Origin of the sequence: Fictibacillus nanhaiensis (assembly GCF_019801215.1) — a bacterium.
In the GTDB taxonomy this organism is placed as follows: Bacteria; Bacillota; Bacilli; order Bacillales; family Fictibacillaceae; genus Fictibacillus; species Fictibacillus nanhaiensis_C.
Window position 1 is genome coordinate 697,168 of the sequence record NZ_JAHVJO010000001.1, and the last position, 15,409, is coordinate 712,576.

The following is a 15,409-nucleotide window of genomic DNA, read 5'->3' on the forward strand; positions in this document are numbered from 1 at the left end:
AGGAGGGGTATCATGCAGATTCATGTGGTGAAAAAAGGGGACTCCCTATGGAAGCTGTCCCAGTTCTATAGACTGCCATGGCAAGAGCTGGCGACCGTAAACCGTATAACCGAAAAAGACATACTTACAGTCGGCCAGACACTTCTGATTCCAACGCCGTTTACGTATACGGTTCAGCTAGGTGATACATTACAAGGAATCGCAAATAAGATCGGAGTGAACCTCGTTCAGCTGCAGCAGGCTAATCCTGGTGTTACAGACATGACACTAACAGCAGGAGTTCAGCTAAACGTCCCCCAAAGGAAAAAACGTTCTATCGTAACGAACGTTTTTGCAGAGCCTGTTCCAAAAGCAAGAGAAAATTTTAAAGCGGCCGCGAAAGGGTTAAGTTATATTACGCTTTTTAGCTATGAAGTAAACGAAAAAGGCGAACTTAAGCCTTTAGATGATACTGAATTTTTAAGTGAGATCAAAAATGAGAACGTCCGTCCGATAATGGCCATCACCAATATTAAAGATGGAGAATTCAGCGAGGAAGTCGGAACCGCTATTCTTACAAATGAGGATATCACTAATAAAGTGATTGAAGACTCCATTAAAATCATGAAACAAAAAGGATATCAAGGCATCTCGGTAGATTTTGAGTTTTTAGGAAAAAAGAACAAAGAAGCCTATAACCAATTTTTAAAGACGCTTACGGATAAGATGCATAAAGAAGGATTTATTGTGATGACAGCTGTGGCACCAAAGATCAGTGCTACGCAAATCGGAGAATGGTATGAGTCACATGACTATAAAGCACATGGGGAGATTGTGGATTACGTAATTTTAATGACGTATGAGTGGGGATATAGCGGTGGTCCTCCCCTTGCTGTCAGCCCGATTCCTTCTGTTAAAAAAGTGCTTGATTATGCGGTTCGCGAGATTGATCGTAAAAAGATTTTAATGGGAATCAATCTATATGGATATGACTGGACACTTCCGTATAAACCAGGGGGAAAATTTGCAAAAGCATTAAACCCGGTTCAGGCCACACAGCTTGCTGGCAAAAGACAGGCTGCTATCCAGTACAGCAAAAAAGACGAGGCTCCTTACTTTAGTTATTGGGATAAAGATAAGAAAGAACATATTGTCTGGTTTGAGGATCTTAGAAGCATGAAGGCCAAGTTTGATATTGTCGACCAATATGGCTTTGCAGGAGTGAGCTTTTGGAATTTGTCTTTTGCATATCCTGTGTTTTGGAACTATCTTATCGATCGTTACGACATAAAATAATAAAACCGCCAGCAATGATTGCTGGCGGTTTTAGTTTTAGATTTATTGAGTAACTGGAGGGAACGGAATGCCTCCACCGTCTTCATCCTGATCACCGTCACCATCTCCGCCTCCACCAGGTGGAGGTGTTCCTGGTTCACCTTGGCCAGGAGGAGTGCCAGGTTCTTGACCTGGAGGTGGAGTTCCTGGTTCTCCTTCACCTGGAGGAGTTTCAGGCTCTTCTTCATCAGGAGGTGTTCCAGGTTCCTCTTCAGGAGGTCCTTCTGGAGCTTCTATTGTAATGGATGTCTCAGCTGGTTCACTTTCCGTATTGTTTTCATTGTCCACAGCAATGACTTGGAACGTGTACTTACCAGGGGCAGGTGATGGAACTACAAACTGTGTGTCATTGATTGTAGCTCGTTCCTGCATCGGTCCATCATTGTAGCTTGCGAGAATTTTAAAGGTCACACCTTCTTTTTTCTCGAACTTCCAATTTACTTCAATCTCATTTTTCTCTTCGTTATATTTAGCTTTTAGACCTTCAATGGACGACGGTTTTTCAAACTTGTCGCTCACATCTGGAATGTCGGATCCTTTTACAAATAGTTCAATGATCTTCTCAGAATCCGGTGTATATTCACTTGCACGTTTTCCTGTTCCTTTTTCCATCGCGACTTCTGTAACCGATTTTGGCTTTTTAAAGTCTGTGTTCTTATGCTTCAACTGACTCATAATGTCACGGAAGATCTGTTTAGAGTAATCATCTTTTGTGTCATTTAAATACAATGGATTTTTTTCTTCATCTTGCTTTTCGGAATAACCCGTCCATACGGATGCTGTGTATGAAGTCGTATAGCCCGCCATCCAAGCGTCTTGCGTGGCATTGTCAGGTAGACCTAATTTATCACGATCTTCTTTTGTAAAGTTTGTCGTTCCTGTTTTACCAGCTAGATGTAATCCGCTAACGTTTGCTTGAGTTCCAGTCCCTCTATCCATAACATCTTTTAGCATATCGGTAATCATATAAGCGGTATAATCCTTCATTGCGGCTTTTGGTTCTGAATCAACTTCGATGATTCTTCCGTCAGGAAACTCAATTTTACGGATTGTTGTCGGCTTGCTGTAAACACCGCCGTTTCCAAACGCTGCATATGAACCTGCCAGTGTAAGAGGAGAGATTCCGTCTTTAAATCCTCCAATCGCATAAGAAGGATAGGTAGTATCAGGATCTAAGTCAAACCCAAGTTTATTGGCAAAGTCAGTCGCTTCTTCTGGTCCGATATCCTGGAACGTCCGAACAGCAGTCGTATTTTTAGATTCGACAAGTGCTTGACGCATCGTCATGTCGCCAACATTTTTATCATTATAGTTGTTAATGGTTACGTCACCAATCTTAACGGGTTCATCTTTTAATAGATGAGCTGTGCTCCATTTTTTATTTTCGATCGCAGGACCATAATCTAGTATCGGTTTTATCGTAGAGCCTGGTTGACGTTTTATTTTTGATGAATAATAGTTACTATATTGTCCACCGCGGCCACTCCCGATAGCTCGAATTACCCCAGTTTTCGTATCAACAATGGCTACACCGGATTGTAAAAATTTATTTTCGTTTTCCAATTTTGCCTTTAAAACATCTTCTGTGACTTGCTGTGCAGTTGTGTCTAAGTTCGTATGAATCTTTAATCCTGAAGAAAAAATATCTACATCTTCAAGTCCTTCGATGTCTTTCATATCATCCATAACTTGTTTAATGTACGCATCATATGGGCTAGATCCTGTTTTAACTTCACCTTGATTAATACTATCTTTTACAGAAATCTTTTTTGCTTTTTCTGCTTCTTCTTTTGTAATGAATTTATGCTGAGCCATCAAGTTTAGCACTACGTTGCGTCGATGCTCGGCTTCTTTTGGATTTTCAAGTGGATTATAATAGCTTGGTGCTTTTGGCAACCCAGCAAGAAGAGCTGCTTCATGTAATTCCAGTTTACTAACATCTTTGTTAAAGTATGTTTTTGCAGCTGTTGCGATACCAAAAGAACGGTTTCCAAAAAAGATTTTATTTAAATACATTTCAAGTATCTGGTCTTTTGAATACTTTTGTTCAAGCTGAACGGATAAATACGCTTCACGGATCTTACGGGTCAATGTTTTATCACTAGTCAGTACAGAATTCTTAATTACCTGCTGTGAGATCGTACTTGCGCCTTCTGCTCCAAATCCTTCAGTTACGTTTGCAAAGGCAGCACCGAAGATACGTTTAATATCCACACCGCTATGTTTGCGGAAGCGTACATCTTCCGTTGCGATAAACGCATTCTGAACGGGTTCTGGTATTTCATTGATTTTCACTCTGATCCGCTTTTCTTGACCAGATACGAGAGAAACTTGCTCATCATTCATATCCAGGATTTTAGAGGATACAGGTGTTTCTAATTTTTTGGGATCTAGTTTTGGTGAAGTAGCTGCAATTACACCAATTGTAAGAACTCCTAATAACCCTAAAGCAACGATAAGCAACAGAAGAGTCTTCTTCCAGTTGCGTCCACCTCTAGGCTTTTTGGTTTTCGTTTTATTGGCCGGTTTGGATCCATCCGCAGATTGTCTGCGTTCCATTCGGCTTCGGTAGTCTTTTGACATTGTTTTACCAACCTTTCAACTTCATAAAAAAACTAACATTATCAATATTCGTTACTCAATTCAAGTTTATGAACAATTAATGAGCAGGGAAGGAATAGACAGAATCTATTACTTGTAAGTAATCTAATCGTGGTTGATACCCGATAGTAATAGAATGTCCTTTTTCGGCAATTTCACCCTTTGGGATTGATTTTCTACCGATATCTTGTTCTTTCCAATAGCGAATTAGATGAGAGCTGTCGAATAGAAAGCTTTCATCACTTGAAGAGAACCGAAGAATCACAAACGATATCCCGCCATGATCTACGATTTGCTGCATATGTGTGATCTGATGTTCGTGAAAATTCTTGAGTGGAAAGCTTGTTTTATTTTTCGTTTCTTTTGCTTCAAAATCAATATATCTACCTTTATAAACACCATTATAATCGGTCGTTGAGGCAAGCTTGAAATAGGCTTCACGTATGACGGCAGCTGATCTTTTTGGGTATTCCACATTCACGATCTGAACGGGAGTTGGTTTTTTATGAATAACAGCACGTTCAGTTAAGAGATAAAATTGATTGCTTTGATTGATGTCTTCTTCTAATGACATTCCTCTGTTGCCGTATGAAACGTCCTTCTTACTAGAAGGTGATGCCGAACGTTGTGTTTGAACAGCAGAAGCCGCTTTCTTTCCGTTAGGATAATGAAAGGTTCCCATCATTCATCTCCTTTCACAACAAATAGAGCTATGTGCATTTATAACTATCATAGATACACATAGCCTATTGAATTACTTTTTTAAAAGCACAGTAAGCTCGTCTTCTTTAAATCCCATGATGACTTGTTTTCCTTCTTCACTCGTTATTACAGTTACAGGGGTTGCAGAAGCTCCAAGATCCATTACTTCCTTCATATAGGATTGGTTTTTTCGTATATCGCGTTCTTCGAATTCAATATGGTTTGCTTTTAGCCACTCTTTTTCAGCAAAGCATGGAGGGCATGTTTCCTGTGTGTAAAGAATCACTTTTTTTTCCAATTTATTATGCCTCCTTTTTCCATTTTGCATCTTTTATAATGAATAGTTTACTCCTTTTTCCTATCTGATACAAATATTTTATGATGTTGATGTGAACGATATTAGAATAGGACTAATCGTAGGAGGAACGGTGTGAAAGAGCGGTTTCAGGATATGTTGGATCATATACAGAAGAAAACAAATGTACACAATAAAGATAATATTTCACGTACCGTAAGCTATGCTGATTTCTATAAGCGAAACCCAGAAATAAGATGGGCGATGCTTGCAAGTATGGTATCGCGCAATGCAGGCTACAGCATGTGCGACCTCCAAGGGGATTGGCTGCCAAGAATGCTGTCAACGGATACGAGAAAACACTTGTTTCATACATATGAACGTGCCAACTGGCTTATCTTTCAGGATGCGTATCCACAGTTATTGCTTTATGAATATTCTAAGCAAGAGGGAATTCCATTGTTTGATCTTTTGGACTGCTTTCATGTCTCTCAATTTATGAAAAACGAATGGGATCGATTTTGGAGAGAAAAGAATGTATGGCGCTTATGTACATCTCTTATCATTAATGAGCAGCATGTCATTGAAGAGCCTGTGATCAAGCAATCTTTTTATCGAAAAAGAATCTTTGCAGGCTTGCCTTTTTTATTACAGGATTATATGCACTTTAGCACGGTCTTGTTTCCGATAATGAGAGGAGAGGTTTTTGGGATCTCCGTTCATGGTTTTAAAAAAGTTAAGAACAGGATTGAAACCGGAAAGACACTCTATTGGGTGTTATTTGAATCAGAATGGAGTAAAGAGATCTTAGCGTTTTCCAACCATGTGACACACACGGGGTCACGGCATGACTTTGAAAGGTTTGTATATCCACAAAAACAAAGCGATACACCTCTTTTAAGGACCGTTTACCCAGTCATTCAGCATAGAAGGAACTTTAGTAAAGACTGGTTTAAGCGAGGCATGCGTTTAAATGGGTACTATAAAAAGATCAAACCTATCCATGAACCTTGTCTAACAGACTGGTACAAGCAAAAGCAGAGACAGCTGAAAATGGTGATTCTTTTAAAAGAATGGATGCAAAATGCATAAAAAAAAAGACGGCAAGAGATTACCGTCTAATAAACCAATTAAGTGCTCGGAATATCTGGTCCTTCTAACTTTTTGTCACCATAACCTGTTTTTTTGTTCTGCTCGGCCTTTTCAGTACCTTCTTGCTGTGTATACTGATCTTGATTCTTTTGCTGTTTGCTTTCTCCGTTCAAAGTTAAGCACCTCCTTTTTAAAGATACGAACTTTCATAGTTTTACGGTTGTTAGGTTGGAATATACAAACCTAAAAAAAATTGATGTCGAAATGTAAGTGAAAAGCACTAATATCACTTTCTTTGCCGAAAAAAAACTAGTTTTGTCACGTCTGAAGGGGATTGGAGGATGTACCCCGAAATTAGTTTCTACAAGAAAACGGGGAGGGATTCATAGTGGAAATGGTACTGAAGACCAAAACTGTCTCTGAGGAGCTTGGGGTGAATCCAACAACAGTTCAGCGTTGGGTCAGACATTTTAACATACCTTGTGATAAAAATGAGCATGGCCATTATTTGTTTAAACAAGAAGATATTGAACAGTTAAGAGAGATAAAAATACAGTTGGATAACGGGCTATTAATGAGTGATATACAGATTGAATCTTTTAGCACACCAGAAAAATCCTTCGAACTGCCAATTCATTTTGAAGAAAAATTTAAGCGATTGAATGAAGCGATAGAGTCAATAGAAAAAAAAGTTGAAGAGAAAGCAGACGCCGTAGTTTCCTACCAGATGCTGCAGCATGCTTCGGAAGTTGAAGAACTGATAAAGAAAATGGAGAATATGGAGTCGAGGCTGCAAGATTTAGAAGTGACATTGCTTAAAAAGAACTACCCAGAAGAGACCCTTTATGTGAAAGAAAAGCCTAAAAAGAACTGGTTTGTCAGTCTGTTTACGCTATAAACGAAATGAAAAAGTGTAAGTCTCGCCATTCTTTGGTACGATATAAAGAATGGAGGGACTTTTTTTATGAACCATTTATATGATTTAACGATTCAATTAATCGCTGATATAGAAGAGGCGTTTCATATTTATAAGAACGAAACAAAGACAAGAGAGACAGAAGCGGATTTTTATAATGAGGTAAAACCGTTCGCTGATCGTATCCATTACCGTGTACAAGAGTGGGAACCAGTAGCGCGCGAATGGGCAATCCTGAACAAACCTAAATATTTGTATCCCATTCAAATTAAGACCGCAGCTGAAAATATCGGATACTTAGGTGTATATGTTTTTCAAAAAAACATGAAAGATAAACGTATTACGGAGATGGTCAAATCTGTTCTTTACGTTCTTAATCAAATGAAGGATCAATTATCACAGAATCAAAATTAAAATTTCACGTACCGTACGAAAAATAATGTGTTAAATTAGGGAGCGAGCAAGATGTATCATCCATCCGTTTATGATAATCTAAAGGTTGTACTTGAAGGAGCTGTATATGATCTTGATTTTTCAGGAGCAGTTGAAATCATTAATCGCAAAGATATAGTTGATCTTGCGGTAATTGAGAGAAAGTATTCAATTGATTTTATCGTTGCTGGAATTAGTGAAAACTTTAAAGGCAAACTCACGTTAAGTACGAATCTTGAAAAATACGCTACTGAAAAGCTTCAAGAGAATCCTGAAGCTGCTGGAAGTATGTTAGCCATACACATTGAGACACCCGTTTATGAAATTGAAACAGATTGTAAACAGCTTCAAGCCATTTTAAAAAAATGGACAGAGGGAGATTTAAAAGGCGATATCCAGCAAAAACTTACTTATATATATGGAGAATCAAGAAACGTTTTTCACAATTCTATCTCCATCCAATTGCAAAAGCCTGTTTCTGAAGAAGAACCAGAACGTTTTTCGCTTGTGCTTGAACAAGTTATACAATCAATAAAAGAAATGAACGACTATTTTAAGGGGTATAGAATATGACACAACTGATACATAGCTTTCCTGAATTTATTCAAACTGCATGGGACAAAAGTGGTTTCACATCGTTAACTGATATTCAGGAGAGTGCTATTCCTGAATTATTAGCAAACAGAGATGTTGTAATCGAATCACCAACTGGAACTGGTAAAACATTGGCCTATGCTTTGCCAGCGCTAACAAAGCTAGATCCAGAAATTAAAAATGCACAAGTAATATTTCTTGCACCCACTCGTGAACTTGCGATGCAGATCTATGAAGTATGCCAAAAATTCACTGAAAACAGCAGCATAAGCGGTGCTTCTCTAATTGGGGGAGCAAATATGCAACGCCAGCTTGATAAGTTAAAGAAAAAGCCTCAATTCATAGTAGGAACACCAGGACGAGTAAAAGAGTTAATTCAAAATAAAAAATTAAAGATGCATGAAGTGAAAACGATTGTGATTGATGAAGCAGATCATATTATTGAAGCAGGATTTAATGGTGATGTTGAGCAAGTTATCGCGGCAACCTTAAAAGATAGACAGCTTGTTTTTGTTTCTGCCACAATCAATAAAAAAACAGAAGATTGGTCTAAAAAATTGGCCATTGATCCAATCGTTATAAAAGTTGAAAAGAAAGCTGTTGCTAATGAAGTCATCCATTCATTTATGCTGTCAGAGTACCGTGATAAAGTAGATAACCTGCGTAAGTTGATTCGGCATACACCAGGTATAAAAGCAATGGTCTTTGTTAACAGTTCTATGAAAATGGATGAATTTGCTTCAAAGCTTGAATACAAGAAAATTAAACTCGGAGTTCTAGCTGGGAACTCTACAAAGCAAGAAAGACAAAAAGTGATAATGGATTTTAAACGCGGAAAGATTCCAGTCCTTTTAACTACGGATGTGGCAACAAGAGGTCTTGATATTCCCGATATTACACACGTTGTTCATTTAGAATTGCCAGAAGATCTAAAACAATATGTTCATCGTTCAGGTAGAACAGGCCGTATGGGAAAATCAGGAACAGTAGTCTCACTTGTTACAAAAGCAGAGCTTTCTTCCATTAAAAAGTGGACAACTAACTTAAATGTGCCTCTCCAAAAGCAGCATCTTGAAAGAGGTCAAGTTCTGTTTGAAGATAGCTCAAAAGAACCGATTAAAAAATCGGCTACCTCAAAAAATAGTAAACCAAAGTTTGTTCAAAAGAGGAAAGACTCTAAGGAAAATTAATTTAGGAACGTTATAGCAAAAGGACTTTTCATGAAGTAAAAAGAATCTTCCATCTAGAGGGGGAGATATTCATTGGAAACGAATGAATTTTTATATCAGATTATGCCAATTAGAGAAAACTTTACCAGTAATCAGACGGCTGAAGAAAAAAATGCTTTAGAAGCGCATTTCTTTTATCTTCAAAATCTTTTGCAGGAAGGCAAGCTTGTTCTAGCGGGGCCGTGTCTTGATGCCTCTTTCGGTGTAGTAATCTTGCAAAATATAGAGGAAGAAGAAGCACAGACGATTATGATGAACGATCCGGCGATTGTGAATGAGATCATGACAGGAAAGCTTTATCCTTTTCGTGTTTCTCTTTTGAAGAAATAAAAGCATGCAGCTATTAGGCTGCATGCTTTTTTATGTGTGAGAGTCGTTTAGAAGTTCCTTATTTTTTGAATAGTTGTACCCAAGCTCCTTGATAATAAGCAACACCGATCGAATCATAGCTTGTGCTTAATATGTTTTGTCGATGACCTGGACTGTTCATCCAATCGTTCATGACAGATTGAGGAGAAGTTTGTCCTTTTGCAATGTTTTCGCCAGCAGCTGTGTAATCGATTCCAAAGCTCCGCATCATGTCAAATGGAGATCCATACGTTGGCGAGTTATGGTCGAAATAATTGTTTTCGATCATATCTTTAGCTTTTGCCATTGCTACATGACTTAATTCAGCATCAAGTGTTAATGGGGCAAGGCCTGCTTGTTGACGCTCTTCGTTAACAAGTTCAGATACCTGGCTTGCATATGCTCCAATGGATGGTTTTGCAGCTGCAGGTGCTGTTGTTTGAGGTGTCGAAGAAGCTGGCAGATCTAATACTTGACCTGGATAAACCCAATTGATTTGTTTAACCTGAGGGTTTAGCTGTTGAATTGCCCATAAACTAACATTTGACGCCGAAGCGATCTTATATAAGGTATCTCCTGATTTTACCGTGTAAGATTTAGAAGATGTTGGAATATATAGCGTTTGACCTGGATAAATAGAAGAACTAGTTATTCGGTTCATCCCGATAAACGTGTTGAAGCTGACATTGTTCTTTTGAGCTATTTTCCATAGCGTATCATTTTGTTGAACGGTATATGGTGTCGAAGCGTAAGCGGCAGATCCCATCATTAGAAAAACAATCATACTTAAAGATGCAATTTTTAAACGCATATTTTCCCCCAATTTACCGGTTCCCCCAACGACTATCACTAAGTAAATATTCACACAATTCACACCCTAAAAACAACTGGGAATGACAGAAAAATTTTGTAAATAAATGTATGGTAATCAAGAGTTAGAGGGTTTCGTGTTGGAATGTAGAAGTTAACTTGCGTAGAAGGAATAGAAAGGGATGATCATATGAGCTTGCATAAAGCTGTAATGGATGGAAATCTTGAGGAAGTACACGGTCTGTTATTGGATGAACAAGTTGATGTGAATGAATTACAGGATGGCTGGTCACCGCTCCATCTTGCGGCTCACTTCGGACATACTGAACTAGTGGCACTGCTATTAAAAAACGGTGCAGACGTTCAATTAAAGTCACATAACGAAATGGCTAATACACCACTTCATGCGGCTGCAGCAAATAAAAGCAATCGACAAGAAATGCTCTTGTTATTGGTATCACATGGCGCAAGCATTAATGAAAAACAAAGCGGAGGATGGACGGTTTTACATCAAGCCGCCCATCACAATGACCCTGAAATGCTTTTATTTTACCTTGATCATGGGGCTGACCCGTTTACAGCAAAAGATGATGGTAAAACAGCACTAGAGCTTGCCGAAGAAGAAGGTTGTGAAGATGCGGCAAGTGTTTTACGAAATTATACGTTAAACAAAATTTAAGATACAGGGCAGCCTGTATTTTTCTTTTTTTAATAATTTGTTATTATAGGTAAGGTAGTTTTTAAGACGTGAAGCAGGTGATTAGAATGCAATATCGAGTTTTGCTGTATTACAAGTATGTATCTATTGATAACCCGGAGGCTTTTAAGGAAGAGCACCTTGCTCTTTGTAAATCCCTTGGAATAAGAGGGCGGATCCTTGTAGCTCATGAAGGAATAAATGGAACCGTTTCTGGTACCATCGAACAAACCGAAGCGTATATGGAATATTTGAAGAGTGATCCTAGATTTAAAGATACCGTATTTAAAATAGAAGAAGCGAATGAACATGCCTTTAAAAAGATGAAAATTAGATTAAGGCCTGAACTTGTTCATTTGAGTTTGGAGGATGATGTAAACCCTAATGAAATAACAGGCAAACATCTTTCACCAAAAGAATGGCTTCTAGCCATGCAGCAAGAAGACGTAGTCATTTTAGATGCCCGTAATACGTATGAATATGACCTAGGACATTTTTCAAACGCCATCAGACCCGATGTAGAAACATTTAGAGAGCTTCCACAATGGGTGAGAGAAAATTTTAGTCAATATAAAGATAAGAAAATATTAACTTATTGTACGGGTGGTATTCGCTGCGAAAAGTTTTCTGGTTTTCTAATAAAAGAAGGGTTTAAAGATGTTTCACAGCTTGAGGGCGGCATTATCAGCTATGGCTATGACGATGAAACAAAAGGAAAACATTGGGACGGGAAATGCTACGTATTTGACGAGCGAATCTCTGTTCCGGTCAACAGAACTGGAGAAGACAAGGTAGTCGGCAAGTGTTATCATTGCGGAAACCTTGAAGAACGTTATGTGAAATGCGGGAACCCTGAATGTAATGCTCATTTGTTGATGTGTGAAGAATGTGAAAAGGAACATAAACGTTCATGCAGCCAGGAATGCCTTGACCATCCATGGAATCGTTATGTAAAAGAGGAAGAAAGTGAGCAAGGACTGACCCAAAAGGACACGTAAAGTGCTCTTCTTGTGTCAGTTTTTTTAAATCCAAATGCTGATGTTTGGCATAGAAAGCATACTTTGTGTTTGTTTACTTGTACTAGCATCATTTTTGGAAAAGGCAAAGAAAATCAGAACTCAGGAAAACAAAAAAGAGTTATAAGATGTTAATCATATCAGTAATTTGATATAATAAATCGTAATGTTGACCGAAAGGGTGCAAAGAAATGCTTCCAATTGTATTTCCAGAGAATAAACTTGAGTATATACCTGCTTTTATCACGCTTGCTATTTTTACAATCTTCGCTTGGCGAACTGTAGTGTTTTTTAAGAGACATCATGTAAAAGAATTAAAAAAAGCTCAATTACTAGAAACAGATTTAATGAGCATAGATGCGGAAAACAAGGACTCTTAACGGTTCTTGTTTTTTTTTGAAAAAAATTTACTTTTCTATGAATAGGTTTTCAAAATAAAACCATACTATCTTTAACGGAAAAACAAATCTGCTTTTCCGTACATATTATCTCCCAAAGGAGGGAAATCGCATGGCACGTAATAACAGCAACCAAATCGTAGTTCCTGGAGCACAAGGAGCTCTTGATGCAATGAAGCAAGAGATCGCGGCTGAGTTCGGAGTACATCTTGGACCAGACACAACTTCTCGTGCAAACGGATCTGTTGGTGGCGAAATCACTAAGCGTCTTGTAGCACAAGCGTTAGGCGGACTTCGTTAATTCAGCAACCTCCTTGTAAGAAAAAACTCGGGATTCGTCCCGGGTTTTTATTATTTTCTGGACTTATTTAATCTTACAATGTTCCTTGCCAATCACTTAAAAGATTTTGTTGAAAAGAAATAAGGATGAAGGAGTATCATATGGTAGATGTGTTAACTGACATAAAAATAAGATGTTCAAAAGAAAAAGTAGCTGAATATGCTGCAAACCCTGATCATGCTCCAGAATGGTATGTAAACATTAAATCAGCAGAATGGAAAACAGAAAAAGTCATAAAGATTGGTTCAAAAATAGCTTTTGTGGCAGAATTCCTAGGAAGACAGCTAGCTTATGTGTATGAAATTGTTGAATACATCCCTGGTGAAAAGCTTGTGATGAGAACGTCAAATGGACCTTTTCCCATGGAAACCACCTATACGTGGGAAGCAATCGAAGACGATGCAACGCATATGACATTAAGGAACAAAGGCGTACCGACGGGGTTTTCGAAGTTTTTCTCACCATTTATGTCTTACATGATGAAAAGAGCAAATATGAAAGATTTAAAAAAATTGAAAGCTATCCTTGAAGAGAAATAATAAGAGAAAAAAGCTTGGGGAAAGAACCCAAGCTTTTTCTTATCTTATTTATTAGCGTAAATTCAATCAACAGCAAGTTTTACTGCGGGTTGAAATGGTCTTCTTTTCTGCGGTCATAACAATGTATCAATAAATTTCATGAAAATTGTCATATCAAAGAAATGCTAAAAGAAAATGAAAATTTCATGTATAATGAGAGCGTTAACATGATATGTTTTAATGTCATTATGGGGAGTGGATCTTATGACAGAACAAAATAAGTTGGACAGCAAAGAATCAGAAAAAGGAATTCATACAGACTTTATCAATCAGATGACTTATGGTGAATACCTCAATTTAGACAAAATCTTATCCGGTCAAAAAAGGCTTTCTGGTCATCATGATGAGATGCTTTTTATTATCATTCATCAAGTCAGTGAGCTTTGGATGAAATTGATTTTACACGAAACCAGATCAGCTATTTCTTCTATTGAAAACGGCAATCTTCACTCAGCCTTCAAGATGCTTTCACGTGTATCTAAGATTCAATCTCAAATTATTGAATCATGGGATGTTCTTTCTACTCTTACTCCAGCAGAGTACATGGAATTCAGAGATAAGTTAGGACAAGCATCAGGCTTTCAATCGTATCAGTATCGCATGATTGAATTTGCTCTTGGATACAAAACACCACATATTTTAGAAATTTATAAGAAAGATGCTGACCTGCACGAGCAGCTTACAACAGCTTTACATACCCCTAGTCTGTATGATGTATCCATCCAGGCTCTGGCAAAAGCTGGCCTTCACATTGATGAAGAAGTCTTAAATCGTGATGTGACGAAGCGATATGAATACAACAGCAGTGTTGAAGAAGCTTGGCTTATCGTCTATAAAAATGTAGAGAAGTACTGGGATCTATACGAGCTTGCAGAAAAGTTAGTAGACATTGAAGACTGGCTTCAGCAGTGGCGATTCCGCCATATGAAGACAGTAGAAAGGATCATTGGATTTAAAGTAGGGACTGGCGGTTCATCAGGAGTGAACTATCTGAAAAAAGTTTTAGATCAGCGTTTCTTCCCTGAGCTTTGGGAATTAAGAACAAGTATATAGTAATAAATGAGGATGGCTAGTAAAGCCATCCATTTTTGTACATAAATATAACACCTAGCTCAATAATAAAGAAAGATATATTAAGGAGCTGGGAAGATGCCGGAATTGCCAGAGATGGAAACATACAGAATATTTTTAAACCATAACATAATCAATAAACCCATTTCCAAAGTGGAAATCAATAGAGAAAAATCAATAAATAGATCTGTTAGCGACTTTATAGCTCAAGTACAAGGCAAGGCTGTGACAAAGGTAAAAAGAAGAGCAAAACATCTAATCTTCGAGTTGAATTCATGTCAATATCTTTTGCTGCATTTAATGCTCGGAGGATGGATGTTCTTAGGAAACGAAAATAATGCTCCTGACCGGACAAAACAAGTCATCTTGTCGTTTGGTGAACTGAAGCTTTATTTTATTGGATTACGATTGGGCTATCTTCATCTAGTATCTAAGGAAGAATTAGACAACAAACTTAAAGATTTAGGACCAGAACCTTTTGATATGAGAATAGCGGATTTTGTAGAACGAATCAGTAAGAAAAAAGGAGCACTAAAACCCTTGCTCGTAAATCAAAGGTTCTTAGCAGGAATCGGAAACTGTTATTCAGATGAAATTTGCTTTGAAGCAAGATTAAAGCCTGGAAAGAAAGCAGACGAATTATCAAGGAATCAGATTCACGCACTTTTTAATGCAATTAAACCTCTATTAAGAAAGGCTATAGAGTTAGGTGGTTACATGGATCATCCCATGTTTGAAGGAGACCAAAAAACGGGCGGGTATAACAACTCGCTCCTTGTCTATGGAAGAGAAGGTAAAGGCTGCTACCGGTGTGGTACACAGATAGAAAAAATGGAAATCTCATCGAATAAATCATTTTATTGTCCAAGCTGTCAAGAATGATGGATCTCTTTTTGTATAAGAAAGCCATTGAATATATATCCAACTTAAAACAGGAGAAAGTTTCGGGACTTGAACATTACGTTTAAGTCCCTGT

General features: G+C 37.9%; 19 protein-coding genes. 14 read left to right on the forward strand and 5 right to left on the reverse strand.

What is annotated here, in order from left to right:
* The first annotated feature begins 12 nt into the window (after positions 1-12).
* Positions 13-1,275 carry a glycosyl hydrolase family 18 protein gene (locus KUV80_RS03665; RefSeq protein WP_222461316.1) on the forward strand — a complete coding sequence of 421 codons (1,263 nt, stop codon included), beginning with the start codon at positions 13-15 and terminating at the stop codon, positions 1,273-1,275.
* A 42-nt stretch (positions 1,276-1,317) separates the two neighbouring features.
* Here KUV80_RS03665 and KUV80_RS03670 read toward each other — a convergent pair whose 3' ends face one another.
* The 3 genes from KUV80_RS03670 to KUV80_RS03680 form a co-directional block, all read right to left on the reverse strand.
* Entirely contained in the window at positions 1,318-3,897 is a 2,580-nt protein-coding gene (locus KUV80_RS03670) for a transglycosylase domain-containing protein (RefSeq protein ID WP_222461317.1), read from the reverse strand.
* A 76-nt stretch (positions 3,898-3,973) separates the two neighbouring features.
* Positions 3,974-4,597 (reverse strand): Holliday junction resolvase RecU, encoded by a 624-nt coding sequence (recU, locus tag KUV80_RS03675; protein WP_222461318.1) that lies wholly within the window; start codon positions 4,595-4,597, stop codon positions 3,974-3,976.
* A gap of 72 nt (positions 4,598-4,669) precedes the next feature.
* Positions 4,670-4,915, reverse strand: a complete 246-nt coding sequence (locus KUV80_RS03680; RefSeq protein ID WP_222461319.1) for a glutaredoxin family protein — start codon at positions 4,913-4,915, stop codon at positions 4,670-4,672.
* Between the two features lie 132 nt (positions 4,916-5,047).
* Here KUV80_RS03680 and KUV80_RS03685 point away from each other — a divergent pair, with 132 nt between their 5' ends.
* Complete coding sequence (locus KUV80_RS03685) at positions 5,048-6,004, forward strand: DUF2515 family protein (RefSeq protein WP_222461320.1); 957 nt, start codon at positions 5,048-5,050, stop codon at positions 6,002-6,004.
* A gap of 38 nt (positions 6,005-6,042) precedes the next feature.
* Here the strand turns inward: KUV80_RS03685 and KUV80_RS18700 are convergent, their stop codons facing one another.
* Entirely contained in the window at positions 6,043-6,177 is a 135-nt protein-coding gene (locus tag KUV80_RS18700) for a hypothetical protein (RefSeq protein WP_276516583.1), read from the reverse strand.
* 221 nt (positions 6,178-6,398) lie between these two features.
* Here KUV80_RS18700 and KUV80_RS03690 point away from each other — a divergent pair, with 221 nt between their 5' ends.
* From KUV80_RS03690 to KUV80_RS03710, 5 genes are all read left to right on the forward strand, one after another.
* Positions 6,399-6,902 (forward strand): MerR family transcriptional regulator, encoded by a 504-nt coding sequence (locus tag KUV80_RS03690; RefSeq protein WP_246625093.1) that lies wholly within the window; start codon positions 6,399-6,401, stop codon positions 6,900-6,902.
* Positions 6,903-6,968: 66 nt separating this feature from the next.
* A complete protein-coding gene (locus KUV80_RS03695; RefSeq protein WP_222461322.1) occupies positions 6,969-7,334 on the forward strand; it encodes a DUF1798 family protein in 366 nt (121 codons plus the stop codon).
* A gap of 51 nt (positions 7,335-7,385) precedes the next feature.
* On the forward strand, positions 7,386-7,925 hold the full coding sequence (locus KUV80_RS03700) for a hypothetical protein (protein WP_222461323.1): 540 nt from the start codon (positions 7,386-7,388) through the stop codon (positions 7,923-7,925).
* Positions 7,926-7,930: 5 nt separating this feature from the next.
* On the forward strand, positions 7,931-9,136 hold the full coding sequence (locus tag KUV80_RS03705) for a DEAD/DEAH box helicase (protein ID WP_425308469.1): 1,206 nt from the start codon (positions 7,931-7,933) through the stop codon (positions 9,134-9,136).
* Between the two features lie 72 nt (positions 9,137-9,208).
* Positions 9,209-9,505 carry a YciI family protein gene (locus tag KUV80_RS03710; protein WP_222461325.1) on the forward strand — a complete coding sequence of 99 codons (297 nt, stop codon included), beginning with the start codon at positions 9,209-9,211 and terminating at the stop codon, positions 9,503-9,505.
* Positions 9,506-9,563: 58 nt separating this feature from the next.
* On the opposite strand, the gene KUV80_RS03715 is transcribed toward KUV80_RS03710, so the two are convergent.
* Complete coding sequence (locus KUV80_RS03715; RefSeq protein WP_246625016.1) at positions 9,564-10,334, reverse strand: LysM peptidoglycan-binding domain-containing protein; 771 nt, start codon at positions 10,332-10,334, stop codon at positions 9,564-9,566.
* Positions 10,335-10,523: 189 nt separating this feature from the next.
* Here KUV80_RS03715 and KUV80_RS03720 point away from each other — a divergent pair, with 189 nt between their 5' ends.
* The 7 genes from KUV80_RS03720 to mutM all read left to right on the forward strand — a co-directional run bounded on the left by KUV80_RS03720 (position 10,524) and on the right by mutM (position 15,315).
* Positions 10,524-11,012, forward strand: a complete 489-nt coding sequence (locus KUV80_RS03720) for an ankyrin repeat domain-containing protein (RefSeq protein WP_222461326.1) — start codon at positions 10,524-10,526, stop codon at positions 11,010-11,012.
* Positions 11,013-11,098: 86 nt separating this feature from the next.
* Positions 11,099-12,028: a rhodanese-related sulfurtransferase gene (locus KUV80_RS03725; protein WP_222461327.1), complete on the forward strand. Its 930-nt coding sequence runs from the start codon at positions 11,099-11,101 to the stop codon at positions 12,026-12,028.
* 209 nt (positions 12,029-12,237) lie between these two features.
* Entirely contained in the window at positions 12,238-12,426 is a 189-nt protein-coding gene (locus KUV80_RS03730; RefSeq protein ID WP_222461328.1) for a hypothetical protein, read from the forward strand.
* 130 nt (positions 12,427-12,556) lie between these two features.
* Positions 12,557-12,745, forward strand: coding sequence for an alpha/beta-type small acid-soluble spore protein (locus KUV80_RS03735; protein ID WP_066395381.1), 189 nt, complete (start codon positions 12,557-12,559; stop codon positions 12,743-12,745).
* 140 nt (positions 12,746-12,885) lie between these two features.
* Entirely contained in the window at positions 12,886-13,323 is a 438-nt protein-coding gene (locus tag KUV80_RS03740; RefSeq protein ID WP_222461329.1) for an SRPBCC family protein, read from the forward strand.
* 243 nt (positions 13,324-13,566) lie between these two features.
* Positions 13,567-14,415, forward strand: coding sequence for a tryptophan 2,3-dioxygenase (kynA, locus tag KUV80_RS03745; RefSeq protein WP_222461330.1), 849 nt, complete (start codon positions 13,567-13,569; stop codon positions 14,413-14,415).
* A 96-nt stretch (positions 14,416-14,511) separates the two neighbouring features.
* Positions 14,512-15,315, forward strand: a complete 804-nt coding sequence (gene mutM, locus KUV80_RS03750) for a DNA-formamidopyrimidine glycosylase (RefSeq protein WP_222461331.1) — start codon at positions 14,512-14,514, stop codon at positions 15,313-15,315.
* Positions 15,316-15,409 lie beyond the last annotated feature (94 nt).

Excerpts from the sequence above, each read along its gene's own strand:
- mutM (WP_222461331.1), top strand. The coding sequence starts at position 14,512 with ATGCCGGAATTGCCAGAGATGGAAACATACAGAATATTTTTAAACCAT.
- KUV80_RS03690 (WP_246625093.1), top strand. The coding sequence starts at position 6,399 with ATGGTACTGAAGACCAAAACTGTCTCTGAGGAGCTTGGGGTGAATCCA.
- KUV80_RS03670 (WP_222461317.1), bottom strand. The coding sequence starts at position 3,897 with ATGTCAAAAGACTACCGAAGCCGAATGGAACGCAGACAATCTGCGGAT.
- recU (WP_222461318.1), bottom strand. The coding sequence starts at position 4,597 with ATGGGAACCTTTCATTATCCTAACGGAAAGAAAGCGGCTTCTGCTGTT.
- KUV80_RS03725 (WP_222461327.1), top strand. The coding sequence starts at position 11,099 with ATGCAATATCGAGTTTTGCTGTATTACAAGTATGTATCTATTGATAAC.
- KUV80_RS03720 (WP_222461326.1), top strand. The coding sequence starts at position 10,524 with ATGAGCTTGCATAAAGCTGTAATGGATGGAAATCTTGAGGAAGTACAC.
- KUV80_RS03735 (WP_066395381.1), top strand. The coding sequence starts at position 12,557 with ATGGCACGTAATAACAGCAACCAAATCGTAGTTCCTGGAGCACAAGGA.
- KUV80_RS03700 (WP_222461323.1), top strand. The coding sequence starts at position 7,386 with ATGTATCATCCATCCGTTTATGATAATCTAAAGGTTGTACTTGAAGGA.
- KUV80_RS03665 (WP_222461316.1), top strand. The coding sequence starts at position 13 with ATGCAGATTCATGTGGTGAAAAAAGGGGACTCCCTATGGAAGCTGTCC.
- KUV80_RS03715 (WP_246625016.1), bottom strand. The coding sequence starts at position 10,334 with ATGCGTTTAAAAATTGCATCTTTAAGTATGATTGTTTTTCTAATGATG.
- kynA (WP_222461330.1), top strand. The coding sequence starts at position 13,567 with ATGACAGAACAAAATAAGTTGGACAGCAAAGAATCAGAAAAAGGAATT.
- KUV80_RS03740 (WP_222461329.1), top strand. The coding sequence starts at position 12,886 with ATGGTAGATGTGTTAACTGACATAAAAATAAGATGTTCAAAAGAAAAA.
- KUV80_RS03695 (WP_222461322.1), top strand. The coding sequence starts at position 6,969 with ATGAACCATTTATATGATTTAACGATTCAATTAATCGCTGATATAGAA.
- KUV80_RS03730 (WP_222461328.1), top strand. The coding sequence starts at position 12,238 with ATGCTTCCAATTGTATTTCCAGAGAATAAACTTGAGTATATACCTGCT.